We start from the raw sequence: 18,322 nt of genomic DNA on the forward strand, positions 1-18,322 counted from the left end.
GGGGCGCAGTTCATCATCTGGTCGGGGGCATTACAATCCCCGGCAATGAGTGCAGGAAATCCGGCATGCTTCACTGGTACCATAGAAAATCGATCTTCAGCCACAAAAATGGATACAAATTTTAGGCCGCGCGGATTAAAACCGTCATGAACGCATCAGGGAGGGATGGCGATGACAGGGAAAGCACCGTTCGGGCCGCTGCAGGGTCTGCGGGTCGTCGAGATGGGGCAGCTTTTGGCGGGACCGTTCGTCGGCAGCCGCTGCGCCGATTTCGGGGCCGAGGTCATCAAGGTCGAGGCGCCGGGCAGCGGCGATCCGATCCGCAGCTGGGGCCGCCTGCAGCACGAGGGCAAGACGCTGTGGTGGCCGATCATGGCACGCAACAAGAAATCCGTCTCGATCAACCTGCGTGCCGCCGAGGGGCAGGAGCTGGCGCGGTCGCTGATCGCGCAGGCCGATGTCCTGATCGAGAACTTCAAGCCCGGCACCTTGGAACGGTGGGGCATGAGCCCGGAGCAGCTGCACGCCCTGAACCCCGGGCTGGTGATCGTGCGGGTCTCGGGCTTTGGCCAGACCGGCCCCTATGCGGCGCGACCCGGCTTTGCGTCGGTGGGCGAGGCGATGTCTGGCCTGCGCTATATCAACGGTTATCCGGACATGCCGCCGCCGCGCTATGGCATCTCGCTTGGCGACACGCTGACGGCGCTGTTCGCGTTCGAGGGGATGATGATGGCGTTGTATCACCGCGACCGGAACGGCAGGCGCGGCCAGGTCGTGGACGCGGCCATCACCGAAAGCTGCTTTGCGATGCTGGAAAGCACGGTCACGGAATATTCCAAGGCCGGAGAGGTCCGCCAGCCGTCCGGCACCGGGCTTGCCAAGATCGCGCCGTCGAACATCTATCCGGCCAGGGACGGCACCTATGTGGTGATCGCGGCCAATGTGGATGCGATGTTCCGCCGTCTGACGCAGGCGATGGGCCAGCCGCATCTGGCGGACGATCCGCGCTTCGTGACCCATATCGCGCGGGGCGAGAACGCGGAGCTGCTGGATTCGATGATCGCGACCTGGTCCGCGTCGCTGGACGTGGCCGACCTGACCGCGCGGCTGGAACAGTTCGGCGTGGTCTTCGGCCCGATCAACTCGATCGCCGAGGTGGTCCAGGACCCGCACTTCCGCGAACGCGGCATGGTGCGTGACCATCACGACGATGACTTCGGCACGATCACCATCCCCGGCGTCTTCCCGGTCCTGTCCGAGACGCCCGGCGACATCGCCTGGCTGGGCCCGCAGCAGGTGGGCGCGCACAACGCCGAGATCTATGCCCGGATCGGCCTTGGCGAGGAGACGATCGAGGATCTCAAGGCGCGGGGCGTGATATGAGCGTCACGATCTGCGAGGTCGGCCCGCGCGACGGGCTGCAGAACCTGCCGCGCCTGTTCTCGGTTCAGGAGCGGGCGCATCTGATCGCCGAACTGGTAGCCGCGGGGCTGCGCCAGATCGAGGCCGTCAGCATGGTAAACCCGGCCCGCGTCCCGCAGATGGCGGATGCCGAGGCGGTGCTGGACGCGCTGCCGTCTCTGACGGCGGTCCAGCTGTCGGCCCTGGTTCTGAACCGCAGGGGGGCCGAACGGGCCCTGGCGACCGGGGTGCGCGAACTGCGCTTTGCGGTCGTCGCGTCGGACACGTTCTGCCGGCGCAACCAGAACATGGGCAGCGACGACAGCCTCGCGGCCTTTGCCGCCGTGGCGCCGATGGTCGGCCAGGCCGGGCGGCAGCTGACCGGCGTGATCGCCACCGCCTATGGCTGCCCGTTCGAGGGAGAGATCGCGCCCGCGCGGATCGCGCAGATGGCAGAGGCGCTGCGCGCGGCGGGCGCCGACCGGATCGTGCTGGCCGACACGATCGGCGTCGCCGCCCCCCGCGACATCGCGCGGGTCCATGACGCCTGCCGCGACGCGCTGGACGGCATTGCCTGGGGCGTGCACCTGCACAACACCCGCAACACTGGCTATGCCAACCTGATGACCGCGCTGGAACGCGGCGCCGGCATCATCGATGCGTCCATCGGGGGGCTTGGCGGCTGTCCCTTCGCGCCCCGCGCCACCGGTAACATCGCGACCGAGGACGTGCATTACCTGCTGCACCGCGAGGGGATCGACACCGGTCTGGATCACGACCGGCTGGCCCTGCTGGTGGAGTGGCTGGCCGAACGCGTGCCGGACAAGATCACCGGCCAGCTGGCCCGCGCAGGCTGGTTCGGCGCCTGACCTGCATCGGCGCCCGGCCGTCCGGCCGGGCGCCGATCACTACAGCCCCGGTATCGCCAGGACGATCTGCGGGAACAGCGCGATCAGGAACACCGACCCCAGCATGATCGCGACGAAGGGCAGCGCGCCCTTGGCCACCACCGACAATGGCGCACGGTCCAGCGACTGGATCACGAACAGGTTCAGCCCGACCGGCGGGGTGATCAGCGCGACCTCGATCAGCAGCACGAAGAAGATGCCGAACCAGATCGGATCGATGCCAAGCGCGATCACCGTCGGCATCAGCACCGGCACCATGATCAGCAGCATCGACATGCTTTCCAGGAAGAAGCCGATGAAGATCAGCATGACCGCGATCAGCAGCAGCGCCAGCGTCGCCGTGTTGAAGTAGTCCTCGAACAGCCAGGCCAGTTGCGCGGGCAGCTGATAGAGGGTGATCGCCTGGCCGAAGATCTTGGCGCCGATGACGATCAGGAAGATGACCGTCGTCGTCTTGACCGTGTCGCGCACCGCGCCCAGAAACACCGCGCGGCTAAGCCGTCCGCCTGCCGCCAGGATCAGCAACGCGACGGACGCGCCGATGCCCGAGGCCTCGGTCGGGGTGAAGATCCCGCCATAGATGCCGCCCAGGATCGTGCCCGCCAGCAGCAGCGTCGGCAGGGCGCGCCGCGTCGCGGCCAGGCGTTCGGGCCAGGTCGCGCGCGGCATCGCCTGATGGGTGCCCTGAATCGCCGATGCGATGACCACATAGACGCCGAACAGCACGATCAGCAGGATGCCCGGACCGACGCCGGCCAGAAACAGCTGACCGATGCTTTGTTCGGTGATCGCGCCATAGATGATCAGCGGAACCGAGGGCGGAATGATGATCCCCAGCGTGCCGCCTGCCGCCATCAGGCCCAATGTCAGGCTGCGCGAATAGCCGCGCTTGACCATCTCGGGGATGGCGACGGTGCCGACGGTCGCGGCCGTGGTGATCGAGCTGCCCGAAATGGCCGAGAAGACCCCGCAGGACAGCAGCGCCGCGATGCCCAGGCCGCCGGGCCAATGCCCGACCCAGTTCTGCATCGCGACGAACAGGTCGCGCCCGATCCCCCCGCGCAGCAGCAGGTTCGACATCAGCAGGAACAGCGGGATGGCCAGCAGCACGAAATCGTTGATGCCGCCGAACAGCGTACTGGCGACCATCGACAGCGGCAACCCGTCGATGGCCAACAGCCCCGCACCCAGGATGCCCAGCGTGAAGGCCACCGGAATGCCGGTCATCAGCAGCGCCAGAAGCGCGCCGAAGATCAGGAACGGGGTCATCGTCCGGCCTCCCCAGGAGCGTTGTGCGACAGCTCCTGTTCGGTGCTGCTGGCGAAATCGGGGGCGGGACGGCCCGGCAGCCGGATCAGGTCCGCCAGCGCCTGCAAGGCCAGGATCGCAAAGCCAAGGATGATCGGCAGTTCGGCGATCCAGGTCGGCATCCGCAGCATCGAGGGCTGGCGCCGCCCGAAGGCGATCGAGTCCAGCATCGATCCCGTGGCGACCCACAGAACAAAGATCGAGAACCCCAGGATCGCCACAAGGCTCAGCGCCTCGGCCGCCTTGCGGCCTGCGGGGGGCAGTTGCCCGATGACGGCAGTGATGCGGATCATGTGCCCGTCGCGCAGGCAATAGCCCATCGCCAGGAAGGTCAGCCAGATCATCACCGTAGTCGCGACGTCCGATGTCCAATGCGTGGGGGCGCGAAAGACATAGCGCGCCACCACCTCATAGGTCAGCAGCATCGTCATGGCGACGATGCCCACCTCGGACAGGCGCGCCGCGATCAGCGACAGCCCGTCCGCCAGGCGCAGCGCGCCACGGGATGCAGTCATGCCCCTGCCCTCAGCGCAGCGCGTCCAGCGCCGTCAGAAGCTGGTCTCCCGCCTCACCCGCCTCCTGGCGGAACTGCTCGACCGCGGGGCGGGTGGCCTCCTGCCAGACGGCGATCTGCTCGGGCGTCAGTTCGGTGACGGTCGCATGGCCGTTCTCGGCCAGCCACTGCGCGGCCTCGACATTCTCGGCCTCGGTCTCGGCGCGCATCTTCTCCTCGGCGCGGATGGCGGCCTCGGTCATCCAGGCCTGCTCCTGTTCGGACATGCTGTCCCACAGGGCCGGGTTGATGACCGCGATGAATTCGGCCAGGCCGTGGCTGGTCATGGTGACATGATCCATCACCTCATAGAGCGCGCGCGACTTGACCGCGGTGGTCCCGCTCATCCCGATATCGACCAGGCCGCGCTGATAGGCCACGAACTGCTCGGCGCCGCCGACGACCACCGCCGATCCGCCTACGGCCTCGATCAGATCGCCGGTCGGCTTGCCGGTCGCACGCACCATCTTGCCGCGCATGTCCTCCGGAGAGACGACCGGCGCGCCCTTGGACAGCATCTGCACCGGGCCGTAATCCTGCCACCACAGCACCTTGGACCCGGCCTCCAGCAGCAGGTTGTCAAAGGTCGTGCGGAACGCGCCCTCACGGTCGGCGGCGCGCGCCAGGATCTGATAGTCCGGGAACATGAACGCGACCGAGAAGATGCCGGCTGCCGGGACGGACCCCGCATATTCGTCGGCCAGCACGATGCCCATGTCGATCGCGCCGCTGGAGATCGCCTGCGGCACCTCCTGCCCCTTGAACAGAGAGGCGCTGTCAAAGACGCGCACGGTCATCTCACCGCCGGAAATCTCGTTCAGCTGCTCGGCGAAATAATGGGTGTTCGCGCCGACGGGATGGTTGGCACCGACCTGGACGGTCATGCGCAAGGTCCGCTCGGCCGACGCATCCCCGGCCATCAGGCACATCGCGCCGCTCATGACGGCAGCCGCTATCGCGTGTTTCATCACTTCCTCCCTGATATTCCCGGCCCCTCGCCGTGATCCGGCCGCTCCTCCCCGAGTGCCGATACTTTCAGATAATGCATACAATATTTTTGCTGTAAAGCGGCGCAGACGATCTGGTATCGCCGTTCAACGTGCAGAAAGGGCATCGACGAATAATAGTATCGGCCACCCAACTCGCCTTGCACACAATTTCCGTCAAGGGTTCGTCCCTTGACCGGTGGCCCCAATGCTTTGAGCAACGCCACCTTCCCGGCATCCAAAGCAGCGTCAATCGACCGCGACCGGTGCGAACCCGATTGCCGTCATGGGCGCGATGGTGTCGTATCGGCGGCGAAACGATCAGGGACCTACAATGCGACCATATCTTGCCGCCTTTCTTGCGCTCATGACGGTCACGGCCTGCGCGGTCGGCTCCGGCGCGGTGGTGCAGGGTGCCGGCCCCGACGACCTTCTCAAGCTGCGCGAGGGGCCGGGGCTGAACCACAGGATCATCATCGGCCTGCCCGACGGCACGCGCCTGACGCGCCAGAACTGCGTGACCACCGACGGCAAGGTCTGGTGCAGGGTGATGCTTGCCGACCGGCCCAGCGTCTCGGGCTATGTGGCGGCAGAGTACCTGGCGCATCGCTGACGGCGGTCAGTCCGCCGGGCGCCCGTCGCGCACCCCGGACTGGGCGATGATCTCGGACACCAGGTGTTCGCGGCGATAGGCCATGACATGTACGCCGCTGACGCCCGCAATCGCGCGGATCTGCTGGATCAGCTCGATGCACAGGCGCTTGCCCTCCTCGCCGGGATCGGCGGCCCGCTCCATCCGGGCGATCACCGCGTCCGGGATATGGACACCGGGAACGTTGCTGCGCATCCAGCGGGCGGCCCTGGCCGAGGCCAGCGGGCCGACCCCGGCCAGGATGAACACCCGCCGGTTCAGGCCCAGGTCGCGGACCCGCGCCATGAAGCGCGCGAAGGTCGGGACGTCGAAGATATAGTTCGTCTGGATGAAGTCCGCGCCCGCCTCGACCTTCTTGGCCAAGCGGTCGGGACGCCAGTCCAACGGCGCGATGCAGGGGTTCTCGGCCGCGCCCAGGAACATGCGCGGCGGGCTGGTGATGCGGCGGCCCGACAGGAACATGCCATCGTCGCGCATCGTCCGGATGGTGCGCAGCAGCGAGATCGAATCTAGATCGAAGACCGGTCGCGCGCCGGGCTGATCGCCCAGCCCCACCCCGTCGCCGGTCAGGCACAGCACGTTGCGCACCCCCATCGCCGCCGCCCCCAGCACGTCCCCCTGGATCGCGATGCGGTTCCGGTCGCGGCAGGATATCTGATAGACCGTCCCGATCCCCGCCCGCGTCAGCAGGGCCGAGATGCCGATCGACGACATGTGGCAGTTGGCCCCCGACGCATCCGTCGCGTTGATCGCGTCGGCGACCCGGGCCAGCGGGCGCGCGGCGGCAAAGACATCCGCGGGGTCTGCGCTGTCGGGCGGGTTCAGTTCGGCGGTGACCGCGAAATGACCCTGGCGCAGCACCCGCTCCAACCGGCTGCCCGACACATGGCCGGGCGGCGGCGGGTCATAGGACGGCTGCCAGCGGTCGAAATCGACGGGCGGAATGTCGGTCATCGGCGCGGCCCCCGGTCGGCCGGTCGCGGCTCGACCGCCAGGGGCGCGGCCGCTGGTTCATGGGCGCGGGCCTGCGGAAAGGCGCGGGCGATGGTGCCGCGGGGGGCGTCGGACGGCCCGGCCGGGTGCGCCGCCTTTTCGCGCGCCACGCGCAGCCAGGACGACGACCCCTGCAGGCTGCGGTCCACGGGCGGCTGGACGTCGCCGATCCGCGCGCCGTCGCGCATCCGGGCGGCCCCCTCCCAGGCCATCACCCAGACACAGCGCATCTGCGGATCGACCTCGCAGAAGTCGCCGGGGCGCACGCCGCCGCAGGGACCGTTCCGCAATGTCTTGGGGCAGTTCATCGGGCAGGACATGCCGGTCGAGGACAGCACGCATTGCCCGCACATCCGGCAGTCGAACAGCAGGCCCTTGGTCAACCGCTCGACCGCGGCGACGGGGCGTTCCAGCCGGTGATACCCGATGCGCCGGAACAGCGGGTCCAGGGCGACCAGAGCGGCCTCGAACCGGACATAGACCCATTCGAAGGCGCGGGCATGACGGACGGCAAGACGGCGAAGGTGGTACATGCTATCCGCCCCGCCGCAGGGAAGGCCGGTTGCCCATCATGTCGCCGCGTTCAGTCGCCCGACCCGATCGCGCAGCACGCGCATTCCGATCGGGCGGGGTGATTGAACTGGTCGGGCGTGTTCGCCGGGTGCCAGACCGGCGACGCACCGGGGCAACCCTGATCACCCGCCCGCACGCGGCCGGCCCCTTGCGGGCGCAGGACGACAGTGCACCACGCGTCGCCGGAAAGGTGCGCCCTGCCCCGGGGGGCTGCAGCGACATCGCCTTATCGGGCATCTGCATTCCCAGGCATCAGTACCCGGCGGCTCCCGGACAGGGACACAATGCACCTTGTGGGGCAGAACAGATCGGACATGACTGAGGCTCCGTGATCCGGGGGCAGGGTCAGGCGACGGCGATGGTCTTCTTGGGGTCGTGAAAGGGCCGCTCGACGATGGTCGCGGACCGCGTGCCGTCCGGGGTCCGGACCTGAACCTGGGCGCCCATCTGTGCCGATCCGGCCGACAGCATCGCCAGCGCGATGTTGCGATCCAGCCGCGGCGAATGGATCGCCGAGGTGACCTTGCCCACGACCTGGCCGTCACGGGTGACGGGCCAGAAGGTCGTGTTCGGCCCCTTCAGCGGCGCGCCGTCAATCACCAGGCCGACCTGGCGGCGGGCGGGGCCGTCGGCCTTGATCCGGCGCAGCGCGTCCTTGCCGATGAAATCGGCCTCGATGTCCAGGTCCACCAGCCGGTCCAGACCCAGCTCATAGGGATTGGTGTCGATGTCGGCATCGGCATGATAGGACAGCATCGCCCCCTCGATCCGGCGGATCGACGAGGTGTGGCCTGCCTTCAGCCCCAGGGGCGCACCCGCGGCCATGATCCGCTCCCACAGCGCGTCGCCACGACTGCCGTCCTGCAGATACAGCTCGTATCCCAGCTCGCTGGACCAGCCGGTGCGTGACACGATCAGCGGGATGCCGTCCAGATCGACCCGGCGCAACCAGTAATAGCGAAGGTCCATGATCGCGTCGCCGAACAGCGCCCGCATCACCGCACCCGATTTCGGCCCCTGCAGCTGCAGGGGCGACACGTCCGGTTCCCTGATCGTGACGTCCATTCCCGAATGCACCGCGACCCCCTGCGCCCACAGCAGGATGTCACTGTCGGCCAGCGATATCCAGAAATGGTTTTCCGCCAGCCGCAGCAGGACCGGGTCGTTCAGGATGCCGCCCTGGGCATTCGTGATCAGCACGTATTTGCACTGTCCGACCGCCATCGTGGACAGGTCGCGCGGGGTCAGCGTCTGGACGAACCGCGCCGCGTCGGGGCCGGTGATCTCGACCTGACGCTCGACGGCGACGTCGCACAGGATCGCGTCGTTGATGAGGTTCCAGAAGTTCTGCACCGGATTGCCGAAGTCGCGCGGGATGTACATGTGGTTATAGACCGAGAACCCCGTGGCGCCCCATCGGACGGTCGCGTCGAAATAGGGGGACTTGCGGATCTGGGTTCCGAAACCGAAATCTTGGATCTGGGTCATCTGACGTCTTCTTCCACGAAAATGGGCCGGTGGCCGGGGCGGGACATCTGCCATCTAAGCGCGGATGCGGACGACGCACGGGCCAAATCCGGCGCGCAAACAGGCCGGTCGGGCTGTTCTTGGGGTGGACTGCAGACCGGACGATCTTGGCCGGAGAATCCCGCGCCGGGTCAGGCGGGGTGCGCGGGCGCGCGCGTCAGCGCCTTGAGGTCGGGCTGTGCTGCCTTAACCTGTCGCGTGACGATATAGGTCATATAGCGCTGGATCCCCAGATCGGCCTCCAGCAGCGATTCCATCAGGGTCTGGAACGCCGTCAGGCTTTGGGTGACGACCTTGAGGACATAATCCATCCCGCCGCCGGTCGCGATGCATTCGGTGATCTCCGGCAGGGCGCCGATATGGCCTTCAAACCGGTCGAAATCGACCTTGCGGTGCTGCGCCAGCGATACGGTGACGACGACTTGGGTGACATTGGCAATGCGCTCCAGCGCGATGTCGGCCCGGTATCCCCGAATCAGCCCGGCCTCGCGCAGCCGCGTCAGGCGCGCCCAGCAGGGGGTGGGCGACAGGTTCACCAGCTCGGCCAGTCGCGCCTTGCTCAGTTGCCCGTGCTGCTGCACGGCCGCAAGGATGCGGATGTCGGTCGCATCAAGGCCTGGCCTGCTCATCCACCGCCTCACTTGCCGTCACGGACGGCGAACATTGCCCACGGCCCTGCTGCCCGGAAACAGGCGGACGGCCCATCGTCGCGATCAGACCGTGTCCAGGTACAGCTCGACCGTCTCCTCGTCGGACAGCTCGGCCATGTAATGCAGTTCCTGGCGCTTGGTCATCAGATAGTTGTCGACCAGATGCGCGGGCAGGATGCGGCGGATCTCGGGGCAGCTGTCGAACGCCTCGATCGCGGCGCCCCAGTCGCCGGGCAGCTGCGCCAGCTTCTGGTCATAGGCGTTGCCCTTGAAGGGCGCGGGGGCGACCAGCTGGTCCTCGATCCCGTTCAGCGCGGCCCCCAGGATGGCGGCGATGGTCAGATAGGGGTTCACGTCGCCGCCGGCCACGCGATGCTCGATCCGCCGGGCCTTGGGGCCCGAGGAGGGGATGCGGATCGCGGCGGTGCGGTTCTCATAGGCCCAGCCGATGCCGGTCGGGGCATGGGCGTTGGGAACCAGGCGGTCAAAGCTGTTCTCGTGCGGGGCAAAGAGCAGGGTCGATCCGGGCATGGCGCGCAGGCAGCCGGCGACAGCCTGGCGCAGCGCCTCGGTCCCCTCCTCTCCGCCATTGTCGAAGATGTTTCGCCCGGCCCGGTCCAGGATCGAAAAATGCATGTGCATCCCGTTGCCCGCGAACATCTCGTAGGGCTTGGCCATGAAGCTGGCGGCAAAGCCGTAGGTCCGGGCGATGCCCTTGACCAGCATCTTGAACAGCCAGGTGTCGTCGGCGGCCTTCAGCGGATCGGCCTGATGCATCAGGTTGATCTCGAACTGTCCCGGCCCCGCCTCCGAGATGGCGGTGTCGGCGGGAATGTCCATCGCCTCGCAGGCGTCATAGAGCGTCGTGAAGAACTGGTCGAAGGCATCCAGCGCGCGCAGCGACAGGACCTCGCCGCCGGTGCGCCGCTTGCCGGATTTCGGGCTGGGCGGCACGCGCAGCGTCTTGCCGCTGTCGTCGATCAGAAAGAATTCCAGCTCGGTCGCCACCACCGGCACCAGCCCGGCCGCGACATAGCGTTCGGCCACGCGGGCCAGCGCCTGGCGCGGGTCGCCGTCATAGGGGGTGCCGTCGGGATGGAACATCCACAAGGGCAGCAGCCCCGTGGGCGCGTCCAGCCATGGCATGGGCAGGAACCCCCGTTCGGTGGGCAGCAGCAGCCCGTCGGGGTCGCCGGATTCGAAGACCAGCGGGCTGTCCTCGACATCCTCGCCCCAGATGTCCAGGTTCAGGACCGAATAGGGAAACTTGGTCCCCTCCTCCAGCAGCTTGCCGGCATAGCGGGCGGGCACGCGCTTGCCCCGCGCGACACCGTTCAGGTCTGCTGCCGCGACGCGGATCGTCTTGACCTCGGGGTGTTCGCGCAGCCATTCCATGGGATTATCTCATCAACTGGGGACGGTACCGGACGCGGCTGGTCGCACCCGGCAGATGCCGGTTCAGCCGCCTGTTCACCCTGCCGAAAAGCCAGATCAATGCCAAGGTGGCAGCGATGAAATAAGCGGCGGCAATGGGATAGGCGACGAAGGGGTTGAAGGTCCGGTCCGCGAAGTAGCTGGCATAGTACAGCGCGTCGCCCTTTTGCTGGAACGCCGGAAAGCCGCTGAAATAGACCAGCGTCGTGGCGTGGAACAGGAAGATCGCCTCGTTCGTGTAGCTGGGCCAGGCCAGGCGCAGCATGGTGGGCCAGACGATCCGCCGGAACCGCTTCCAGCCGGTCAGGCCATAGGCGTCGGCGGCCTCGACCTCTCCCTTGGGGACCGACATCAGCGCGCCGTGAAAGATCTGCGCGCTGTAGGCCGCGGTGTTCAGGATCAGCACGATCAGCGCCCCGGCCCAGGCCCGCGTCAGCCAGCTGGTCTGGATGGTCATCCCCAAGACGTCGATGCCCGCCCGCGGCAGCAGCACCAGCGATTCATAGGCGATGAAGAACTGGATGAACAAGGGACTGCCGCGGAAGACGAAGATGAAGGCGTTCGCGGGCTTGCGCAGCCAGGGGTTGGCACTGGCCTTGGCCAGCGCCAACCCCGTCGCGATGAAGAAGCCGACCGACAACGCCAGCACTGCAAAGTACAGGTTCCAGATCAGGCCCGACCCGATCAGCACCGCCTGCTGGCACAGGTCATATCCCTCGCGCGGCAACAGCCGTTCGCCATAGCCGATCGAGCGCAGGGCATAGTCCTGGATGGTCTGCACGCAGCTCATGCCGGGGCTCCCTTGCGCTCGGCCTCGCCGCCAAGCGTGGCCTGGCCGCGCGACAGCCGCCGCGTGACGCGGCCCAGCACGCGTTCCGAGATCCAGGTCATGCCCAGATAGAACACCAGGATCGCCAGGAAGTAATACAGCCGCCAGTCCGGATGCGGATAGGTGAAGGCGCTGGTCTTGGACCCGCCCAGCTCGCGCGCCCAATAGACGATGTCCTCGACCCCCAGCAGGAACAGAAGCGGCGTGGCCTTGATCAGGATCATCCACAGGTTCGACAGGCCCGGCAGGGCATAGGTCCACATCTGCGGTATCAGCACGCGGCGGTTCACCTGCGCGGGCGACATGCCATAGGCCTCGGCCGTCTCCAGCTGGGCGCGGGGCACGGCCGCCATGGCGCCGGACAGCACGTTCGCGGCAAAGGCACCGAAGACGATCGAGAAGGCAATGACCGCCAGGAAGATGCCATAGACGTCATGCACCCAGGGCGCGGCATCGTTCAGCGGCAGCTTGGCCGCGGCGCAGACGACGAAATCGTTGCCCTGCCGGACGGGCGCATTGCTGTCGCACAGGACCTGATGGCGCACCCATTCGAAGCCCTGGTCCAGCGCGATCGGCACGAACAGGAAGAAGATGATGTCCGGCACGCCCCGCACCATCGAGGTGTAGATCCCCCCGAACCACCGCAGCGGCGCGATGCGCGAGCGGCTGGCCATGGCACCGCCAAAGCCGAACAGCAGCGCGATGGGCGCGGTGATCGCCAACAGCAGAAGCACCGTCCCGAAGCTGGCATAGAACAGCAGATGCGTGCCCGATGTCAGGTAGCACGACAGCCAGGCAAGCCCCTGCAGCAGGGACGGATCGGTGCAATATGCGAACATGGGACTTCCCGAAGGGCCGCCGCGGCACGGGTCCGCGGCGGCGGGTCAGATCATTCGAACAGCAGCGCGTCGTCGCCGAACCACTTCTTGATCATGTCGTTCAGGCTGCCGTCTTCCTTCATCGCGGTGATCTGCGCGTCGAACTTCTCCAGCAGCTCGGTGTCGGACTGGCGCAGGCCCATGCCGATGCCTTCGCCCAGGGCGACGCGGTCCATGCCCTCGACCCAGACCAGCTCTCCGCCGGATTCCTCGACGATGGGGGCCAGGAAGTCGCGGTCGGCCAGGATCGCGTCGGCCTCGCCGTTGCGGACGGCGGCGACGGCCTGGTCGGGGTTCGGGAACTCGATCAGCGTCGCGCCGCTCTCGGCAACATAGCCCGCCTGGATGGTGCTGGTCTGGGCCGCGACGATGCCGCCCTCGACGTCGACATCGGCCGCCAGCGCCGCATAGGCCGACGGCGTCGGCGGGGTATAGGGCTGCGTGAACGCTATGACCGCCTGGCGTTCGGCGTTGATGTTCATGCCGGCCATGATCGTGTCGTAGTTCGACGAGACCAGGTTCGGGATGATCGAATCCCAATCGTTGCGCACCCAGGTGCAATCCAGCTCGGCGCGCTTGCACAGCTCGTTGCCCAGCTCGATCTCGAAGCCGGTGACCTCGCCGGTGGCATCGTCGATGAAGTTGTAGGGGGCATAGGCGCCTTCGGTGCCCATGCGGATGGTCTGGGCCTGGGCCAGGCCCGCGGTCAGCATCAGCGCGGCGGCCGCGATCGTCAGGGATTTCATTCGGGGTCTCTCCTGTTGGTTTCTTATGTCGCCATGGTCGCGGACAGGAACTGGCGCAGACGGTCGGTCTGCGGGTTCCCGAACAGGCGATCCGGCGGGCCTTCTTCGCAGACCACGCCCTGATGCAGGAACACGACGTGATCGCTGACATCGGCGGCCAGCCGCATGTCATGGGTGACCAGGATCATCGTGCGATGCTCTCCGGCCAGATCCTTGATGACGCGGACGACCTCCTGCTGCAGTTCGGGGTCCAGCGCGCTGGTGGGTTCGTCGAACAGCAGCGCCTTGGGCTGCATGCACAGCGCGCGGGCGATGGCGGCACGCTGCTGCTGGCCGCCCGACAGCTGCGCGGGCCAGGCGTCCGCCTTGTCGCCGATGCCGACCTTGGCCAGAAGGTCGCGGGCGCGGGCCTCGACGGCGGCGCGATCCTCGCCCAGCACGGTGACCGGGGCCTCCATCACGTTCTGCAGGATCGTCATGTGGGCCCACAGGTTGAACTGCTGGAACACCATGGACAGGTTGGTGCGCATCCGCGTGACCTGGGCGCGGTCGGCGGGATGGCGGCCCTGCCCCTGGCCCTTCCAGCGGACCGGCTCGCCCTCGAACAGGATCTCTCCGGCCTGGCTGTTCTCCAGCAGGTTGCAGCAGCGCAGCAGCGTGGACTTGCCCGACCCGGACGACCCGATCAGGCTGACCACATGGCCGCGCGGGGCGGTCATGGACACGCCCTTGAGGACGTCAAGCGGACCATAGGACTTGTGCAACCCGTTGATCGAAATGACCGGGGCGGCGCTGTGAGGGGTCGGGGTCTGGTTCATCATCCGCACATTGGGCGTCAAACGCGCGCGTTTTGCAACGGGGTGCAGGGGGCAACCTGCCGATAAGGGCAGGCTGCCGCAGCGTCAGCCGAACGCTTACGCAATCTCGATCGAGTATTTCTCGATCACGGTGTTGGCCAGCAGGCCCTCGCACATCCTGGCGACCTCGGCGCGGGCTGCCTCGGCGTCGGTGGCGGCCAGGTCCAGCTCGATCAGCTTGCCTTGGCGGACGCCCGTGACGTCCTGGTGGCCAAGCCCGCCCAGGGCATGGCGGATCGCCTCGCCCTGGGGGTCCAGGACGCCGTCCTTCAGCATGATGGTGACACGTGCTTTCATGGCGGCAGTCCCTCTCAGTTGATCGCGGTCGGTTTCAGGCTGGTCGTGTTGGCGGGCATCAGGCCCAGCCGGCGCGCCACCTCGGTATAGGCGTCGGTCAGGTTGCCCAGGTCGCGGCGGAACACGTCCTTGTCCAGCTTCTGCCCGGTCTTGACGTCCCACAGCCGGCAGCTGTCGGGGCTGATCTCGTCGGCCACGATCAGGCGCATGAAATCGTTGTCCCAGACCCGTCCGACCTCGATCTTGAAATCGATCAGCTTGATGCCGGCGCCGTAGAACACCCCCGACAGGAAGTCGTTCACCCGCAGCGCTAGGCTGACGATGTCGTCCAGGTCCTGCTGGGTCGCCCAGCCGAAGGCGATGATGTATTCCTCGGACACCATCGGGTCGCCCAGTTCGTCGTTCTTGTAGCTGTATTCGACGATGGGCCGCGGCAGGGCCGTGCCCTCCTCCAGCCCAAGGCGCTTGGACAGCGACCCGGCCGCGAAATTGCGCACGATCACTTCCAGCGGGATGATCTCGACCTGGCGGATCAGCTGCTCGCGCATGTTGATGCGGCGGATGAAGTGGTTCGGGACGCCGATATTCGTCAGCCCGTTCATGAAGAACTCGGACAGGCGGTTGTTCAGCACGCCCTTGCCTTCGATGGTGGCGCGCTTCTGCGCGTTGAAGGCGGTCGCGTCATCCTTGAAGTACTGGATCAGCGTGCCGGGTTCCGTGCCCTCGTAGAGGATCTTGGCCTTGCCTTCGTAAACTTTCTTGCGCCGCGGTGCCATGGGCCCACCGTCCTTTCGCATGTCCCTGAAGATGCCGCTTACCCCGGATTGCCGGTCGGGGGCAATACGAGCCTTGCGACAAGGCATGCCGATGGGCATATCTTGTCCCAGACGCCGCACAGGAGGGCCCGATGACCACGTTCAACGATCGAGAGCGCGCCTACGAATCCAAGTTCGCCCATGACGCCGACCTGCGCTTCAAGGCCGAGGCGCGCCGGAACCGCCTGCTGGGCGAATGGGCGGCCGGACAGATGGGCAAGACCGGCGACGACGCCCGCGCCTATGCCATGACCGTCGTCAGCGCCGATTTCGCCGAGCCCGGAGAGGAGGACGTCTTCTGCAAGGTCGAGGCCGACCTGACAGGCGTCGCCGATGCCGAAACGATCCGCGCGCAGATGGCCCGCCTGATGGACGAGGCCCGCCGCCAGGTCATCGACGAGACCTGAGCCGCCATCGTCAGCAGGCCGGATCAGGGGGGCATCGCGCCCCCCTGATCCATTCCTGCACGTGCGCAAGGCAGCCGGGGTCAAGCTTTGGTGACCCGGCATTTTTGCCATCACGTTCCTGCCGAACCGTGGGATGAAAGGGTCTGCCCTATCAACGACAGGATGCCGGAACATGCTTTGGGACAATCAGGACCGCTATGGAGCCGTGACCCGGACGCTTCACTGGGGAATCGCCGCCCTGATGGCGTGGCAGTTCGGCGGCATGCTGTCCGAAAGCCTGCTGGGCGACGAGGCGCCTCTGGCCGTCGCACTGACCGCCAACCACACCCAGGTCGGAACCATCCTGTTCGTGCTGATCGTCCTGCGCGTGGTCTGGGCCGCCCTGAACCGTGATCGTCGCCCGCCCCGCCGGGCGGACCTGCTGGGCTATGCGGCAAGGCTGGGGCATGTCGCGCTTTATGCGCTGATGCTGGCGGTTCCCTCGGCGGCGCTGCTGCGGGCCTGGGGCGGGGTACGGGGCTTTGCGCCCTTCGGGTTCCAGATCTTCGCGCCGCGCGCCCCGGACCAGGTCGTCAAGGCTGCCACCGACATCGGGTCGAACTTTCACGGAGAGCTGGCCTGGGTGATGGGCGTGCTGATCCTGGGCCATATCGCCATGACGCTGTTCCACCAGATCGTGCTGCGCGACCGCCTGCTGCGCCGCATGGCAGGCTAGGCGGCCGCGGCCTCGGCATTGGGATAGCGGCGCAGCATCGTCACCGCGCGGGCCAGGTTCAGCGCCATCAGCGCGGCCCACAGGCCGTGGTTGCCCCAGAAGGGCGGCAGGATCAGCACGCAGGCCGCGAAGACCGCCACCGACCGGATCATCGCATTGCGCATGTCCCGCGTCAGCGTGGCCCCGATGAAGATGCCGTCCAGCATCCAGCCCGCCACCCCGATCAGGGGCGCCAGCGCCAGCCAAGGCAGATAGATCCGCGCCGCCTGCCGCACCGCGTCCGAGGTGGTCAGCAGATCGATGATCGCGCCCCCCGCGACGATGAAGACCAGCCCCATCACGACCGCACCCCCCAGCCCCCAGGCCGAGGTCAGCAGCGACGCCCGCCGCACCCGGTCCGGCCGACGCGCGCCCACGGCCTGTCCCACCAGGCTTTCGGCGGCAAAGGCGAACCCGTCCAGCGCATAGGCGGTCAGCGCCACGAACTGCAGCAGCACCTGGTTCGCGGCCAAGGGCACGTCGCCCTGCCCCGCCCCCAGGAACAGGAAGCTGGTCATGCAGCCCTGCAGCAGGACCGACCGGATCATGATGTCGCCGTTCACCCGCGCCAGCCGCGTCAGCCGGTCGCGCGCCCACAGCCCCGCCGCGCGGCGCGCCTGTCCCAGCACGTGCCGCGCCAGCCACAGGCCCAGCGCCACGCCGGACAGCTCCGCGACCAGCGTGGCCCAGGCGACGCCCGCCACGCCCAGCCCCAGGCCCAGCACGAACCACACATCCAGCGCGACGTTCAGCCCGTTCTGCAACAGCTGCAGCGCCAGCACCGCACGGGTGCGTTCGACCGCGATCAGCCAGCCGGTGATCGCATACAATCCGATGGTCGCAGGCGCCCCCCAGATGCGGATCGCCAGATAGTCGCGGGCCAGCGCCTCGACCGCATCCGAGGCCGGGGCCAGCCGGAAGGCCGCCCAGAAGATCGGCGCCTGCAGCGCGATGAAGACCAGCCCGGCTGCGGCGGCGATGGCCAGCGCGCGCAGCAGGTGGGCGCCGACCTCGGGCTGGTCGCCCGCGCCATGGGCCTGCGCCACCAGACCGGACGTGCCCATGCGCAGGAACCCGAACACCCAATAGATCGAGGTCAGGATGATCGCGCCGATCCCCACCGCGCCGATGGCCTGCGGCTGGCCCAGCTGACCCACCACACCGGTGTCGACCAGCCCCAGCAACGGCACCGTCAGGTTGGACAGCACGATGGGCACCGCGATCTGCAGCACCCGGCGGTGGGTCAGCAGGCTCAAGGCTGCGGCATCAGGAAGTGACCGGTGGCCTGGGCGATCAGGCGGGCGCGGTTGTCCTGCCACGCCTCGACATGGACGGACGCATAGCGCCGTCCCGATCGCACGACGCGGGCGCGGGCATAGGCGTCGCGCGGCAGGCCCGAGCGCAGGTAGTCGACGGTGAAATCAATGGTCTTGGGCAGCCGCGGCAGGCTGTCTGGAACGGCCGCGTCGGGGGCGATGCGGCCTGATTCCAGATCCTCCCACATCGCGGCCCAGCCCAGCTCGATGATCGCCGTGACCTCCAGGAAGGCCGCGGTGACCCCGCCATGGATCGCAGGCAGCATCGGGTTGCCGATCAGCTTGTCGTCATAGGGCAGGATCGCGGTCAGTTCGTCCCCGCGCCGGTCGAAGCGGATGCCCAGCCAGGTCATGTAGGGCACGCCGGTGACCATCGCCGCCAGGGCCGAATCGCGGCGCGACTTGATCTGGTGCAGGGGTTCGTTGCGGTCGCCCATG

The 18,322-nt window shown here is 67.4% G+C and carries 21 protein-coding genes; 5 read left to right on the plus strand and 16 right to left on the minus strand.

Annotation, left to right across the window (positions count from 1 at the left end):
- Window positions 1-171: 171 nt before the first annotated feature.
- Together EOJ32_RS14350 and EOJ32_RS14355 are read left to right on the plus strand one after the other, a co-directional pair.
- Window positions 172-1,383, plus strand: a complete 1,212-nt coding sequence (locus EOJ32_RS14350; protein WP_127899024.1) for a CaiB/BaiF CoA-transferase family protein — start codon at window positions 172-174, stop codon at window positions 1,381-1,383.
- Complete coding sequence (locus EOJ32_RS14355; RefSeq protein ID WP_127899025.1) at window positions 1,380-2,270, plus strand: hydroxymethylglutaryl-CoA lyase; 891 nt, start codon at window positions 1,380-1,382, stop codon at window positions 2,268-2,270. Before EOJ32_RS14350 ends, EOJ32_RS14355 begins: the two co-directional genes overlap by 4 nt.
- Before the next feature lie 39 nt (window positions 2,271-2,309).
- Here EOJ32_RS14355 and EOJ32_RS14360 read toward each other — a convergent pair whose 3' ends face one another.
- From EOJ32_RS14360 to dctP, 3 genes are read right to left on the minus strand one after another with little or no spacing between them, the layout of a single operon-like run.
- Window positions 2,310-3,578, minus strand: coding sequence for a TRAP transporter large permease (locus tag EOJ32_RS14360; RefSeq protein ID WP_127899026.1), 1,269 nt, complete (start codon window positions 3,576-3,578; stop codon window positions 2,310-2,312).
- Window positions 3,575-4,132, minus strand: a complete 558-nt coding sequence (locus EOJ32_RS14365; protein ID WP_127899027.1) for a TRAP transporter small permease — start codon at window positions 4,130-4,132, stop codon at window positions 3,575-3,577. Before EOJ32_RS14365 ends, EOJ32_RS14360 begins: the two co-directional genes overlap by 4 nt.
- Before the next feature lie 10 nt (window positions 4,133-4,142).
- Complete coding sequence (gene dctP / locus EOJ32_RS14370; RefSeq protein ID WP_127899028.1) at window positions 4,143-5,138, minus strand: TRAP transporter substrate-binding protein DctP; 996 nt, start codon at window positions 5,136-5,138, stop codon at window positions 4,143-4,145.
- Between the two features lie 352 nt (window positions 5,139-5,490).
- On the opposite strand from dctP, the gene EOJ32_RS14375 reads away from it, so the two are divergent.
- Entirely contained in the window at window positions 5,491-5,769 is a 279-nt protein-coding gene (locus EOJ32_RS14375; protein WP_045982978.1) for an SH3 domain-containing protein, read from the plus strand.
- 6 nt (window positions 5,770-5,775) lie between these two features.
- On the opposite strand, the gene EOJ32_RS14380 is transcribed toward EOJ32_RS14375, so the two are convergent.
- From EOJ32_RS14380 to purC, 11 genes are all read right to left on the minus strand, one after another.
- Entirely contained in the window at window positions 5,776-6,762 is a 987-nt protein-coding gene (locus EOJ32_RS14380; RefSeq protein ID WP_127899029.1) for a methylenetetrahydrofolate reductase, read from the minus strand.
- Window positions 6,759-7,334 carry a methylenetetrahydrofolate reductase C-terminal domain-containing protein gene (locus EOJ32_RS14385; protein ID WP_127899030.1) on the minus strand — a complete coding sequence of 192 codons (576 nt, stop codon included), beginning with the start codon at window positions 7,332-7,334 and terminating at the stop codon, window positions 6,759-6,761. Before EOJ32_RS14385 ends, EOJ32_RS14380 begins: the two co-directional genes overlap by 4 nt.
- 385 nt (window positions 7,335-7,719) lie before the next feature.
- The gene (locus EOJ32_RS14390; RefSeq protein WP_045981978.1) at window positions 7,720-8,862 is read right to left on the minus strand and encodes a glycine cleavage T C-terminal barrel domain-containing protein; all 1,143 of its coding nucleotides are present in this window, start codon (window positions 8,860-8,862) and stop codon (window positions 7,720-7,722) included.
- A gap of 170 nt (window positions 8,863-9,032) precedes the next feature.
- Complete coding sequence (locus EOJ32_RS14395; RefSeq protein WP_127899031.1) at window positions 9,033-9,530, minus strand: Lrp/AsnC family transcriptional regulator; 498 nt, start codon at window positions 9,528-9,530, stop codon at window positions 9,033-9,035.
- An 84-nt stretch (window positions 9,531-9,614) separates the two neighbouring features.
- Entirely contained in the window at window positions 9,615-10,946 is a 1,332-nt protein-coding gene (locus EOJ32_RS14400; protein WP_046001093.1) for a glutamine synthetase family protein, read from the minus strand.
- A gap of 4 nt (window positions 10,947-10,950) precedes the next feature.
- On the minus strand, window positions 10,951-11,775 hold the full coding sequence (locus EOJ32_RS14405) for an ABC transporter permease (protein ID WP_127899032.1): 825 nt from the start codon (window positions 11,773-11,775) through the stop codon (window positions 10,951-10,953).
- Entirely contained in the window at window positions 11,772-12,653 is an 882-nt protein-coding gene (locus EOJ32_RS14410) for an ABC transporter permease (RefSeq protein ID WP_127899033.1), read from the minus strand. Before EOJ32_RS14410 ends, EOJ32_RS14405 begins: the two co-directional genes overlap by 4 nt.
- Window positions 12,654-12,703: 50 nt before the next feature.
- Window positions 12,704-13,438, minus strand: coding sequence for a transporter substrate-binding domain-containing protein (locus EOJ32_RS14415; RefSeq protein WP_045981983.1), 735 nt, complete (start codon window positions 13,436-13,438; stop codon window positions 12,704-12,706).
- A gap of 23 nt (window positions 13,439-13,461) precedes the next feature.
- Complete coding sequence (locus EOJ32_RS14420) at window positions 13,462-14,259, minus strand: ABC transporter ATP-binding protein (protein WP_127899034.1); 798 nt, start codon at window positions 14,257-14,259, stop codon at window positions 13,462-13,464.
- Window positions 14,260-14,352: 93 nt separating this feature from the next.
- Window positions 14,353-14,592: a phosphoribosylformylglycinamidine synthase subunit PurS gene (gene purS / locus EOJ32_RS14425; protein WP_045981985.1), complete on the minus strand. Its 240-nt coding sequence runs from the start codon at window positions 14,590-14,592 to the stop codon at window positions 14,353-14,355.
- Window positions 14,593-14,606: 14 nt separating this feature from the next.
- A complete protein-coding gene (gene purC / locus EOJ32_RS14430; protein WP_045981986.1) occupies window positions 14,607-15,368 on the minus strand; it encodes a phosphoribosylaminoimidazolesuccinocarboxamide synthase in 762 nt (253 codons plus the stop codon).
- Between the two features lie 131 nt (window positions 15,369-15,499).
- Here purC and EOJ32_RS14435 point away from each other — a divergent pair, with 131 nt between their 5' ends.
- Entirely contained in the window at window positions 15,500-15,814 is a 315-nt protein-coding gene (locus tag EOJ32_RS14435; protein WP_127899035.1) for a DUF1476 domain-containing protein, read from the plus strand.
- Window positions 15,815-15,986: 172 nt separating this feature from the next.
- On the plus strand, window positions 15,987-16,529 hold the full coding sequence (locus EOJ32_RS14440) for a cytochrome b (protein ID WP_127899036.1): 543 nt from the start codon (window positions 15,987-15,989) through the stop codon (window positions 16,527-16,529).
- On the opposite strand, the gene EOJ32_RS14445 is transcribed toward EOJ32_RS14440, so the two are convergent.
- Entirely contained in the window at window positions 16,526-17,824 is a 1,299-nt protein-coding gene (locus EOJ32_RS14445) for an MATE family efflux transporter (RefSeq protein ID WP_127899037.1), read from the minus strand. The two genes, EOJ32_RS14440 and EOJ32_RS14445, sit on opposite strands and share 4 nt — an antisense overlap.
- Window positions 17,821-18,321 carry a PaaI family thioesterase gene (locus tag EOJ32_RS14450; RefSeq protein ID WP_042247551.1) on the minus strand — a complete coding sequence of 167 codons (501 nt, stop codon included), beginning with the start codon at window positions 18,319-18,321 and terminating at the stop codon, window positions 17,821-17,823. Before EOJ32_RS14450 ends, EOJ32_RS14445 begins: the two co-directional genes overlap by 4 nt.
- Between the last annotated feature and the right edge of the window lies 1 nt (window position 18,322).

The sequence above is a fragment of the Paracoccus sp. Arc7-R13 genome (genome assembly GCF_004010775.1).
Lineage (GTDB): Bacteria > Pseudomonadota > Alphaproteobacteria > Rhodobacterales > Rhodobacteraceae > Paracoccus > Paracoccus marcusii.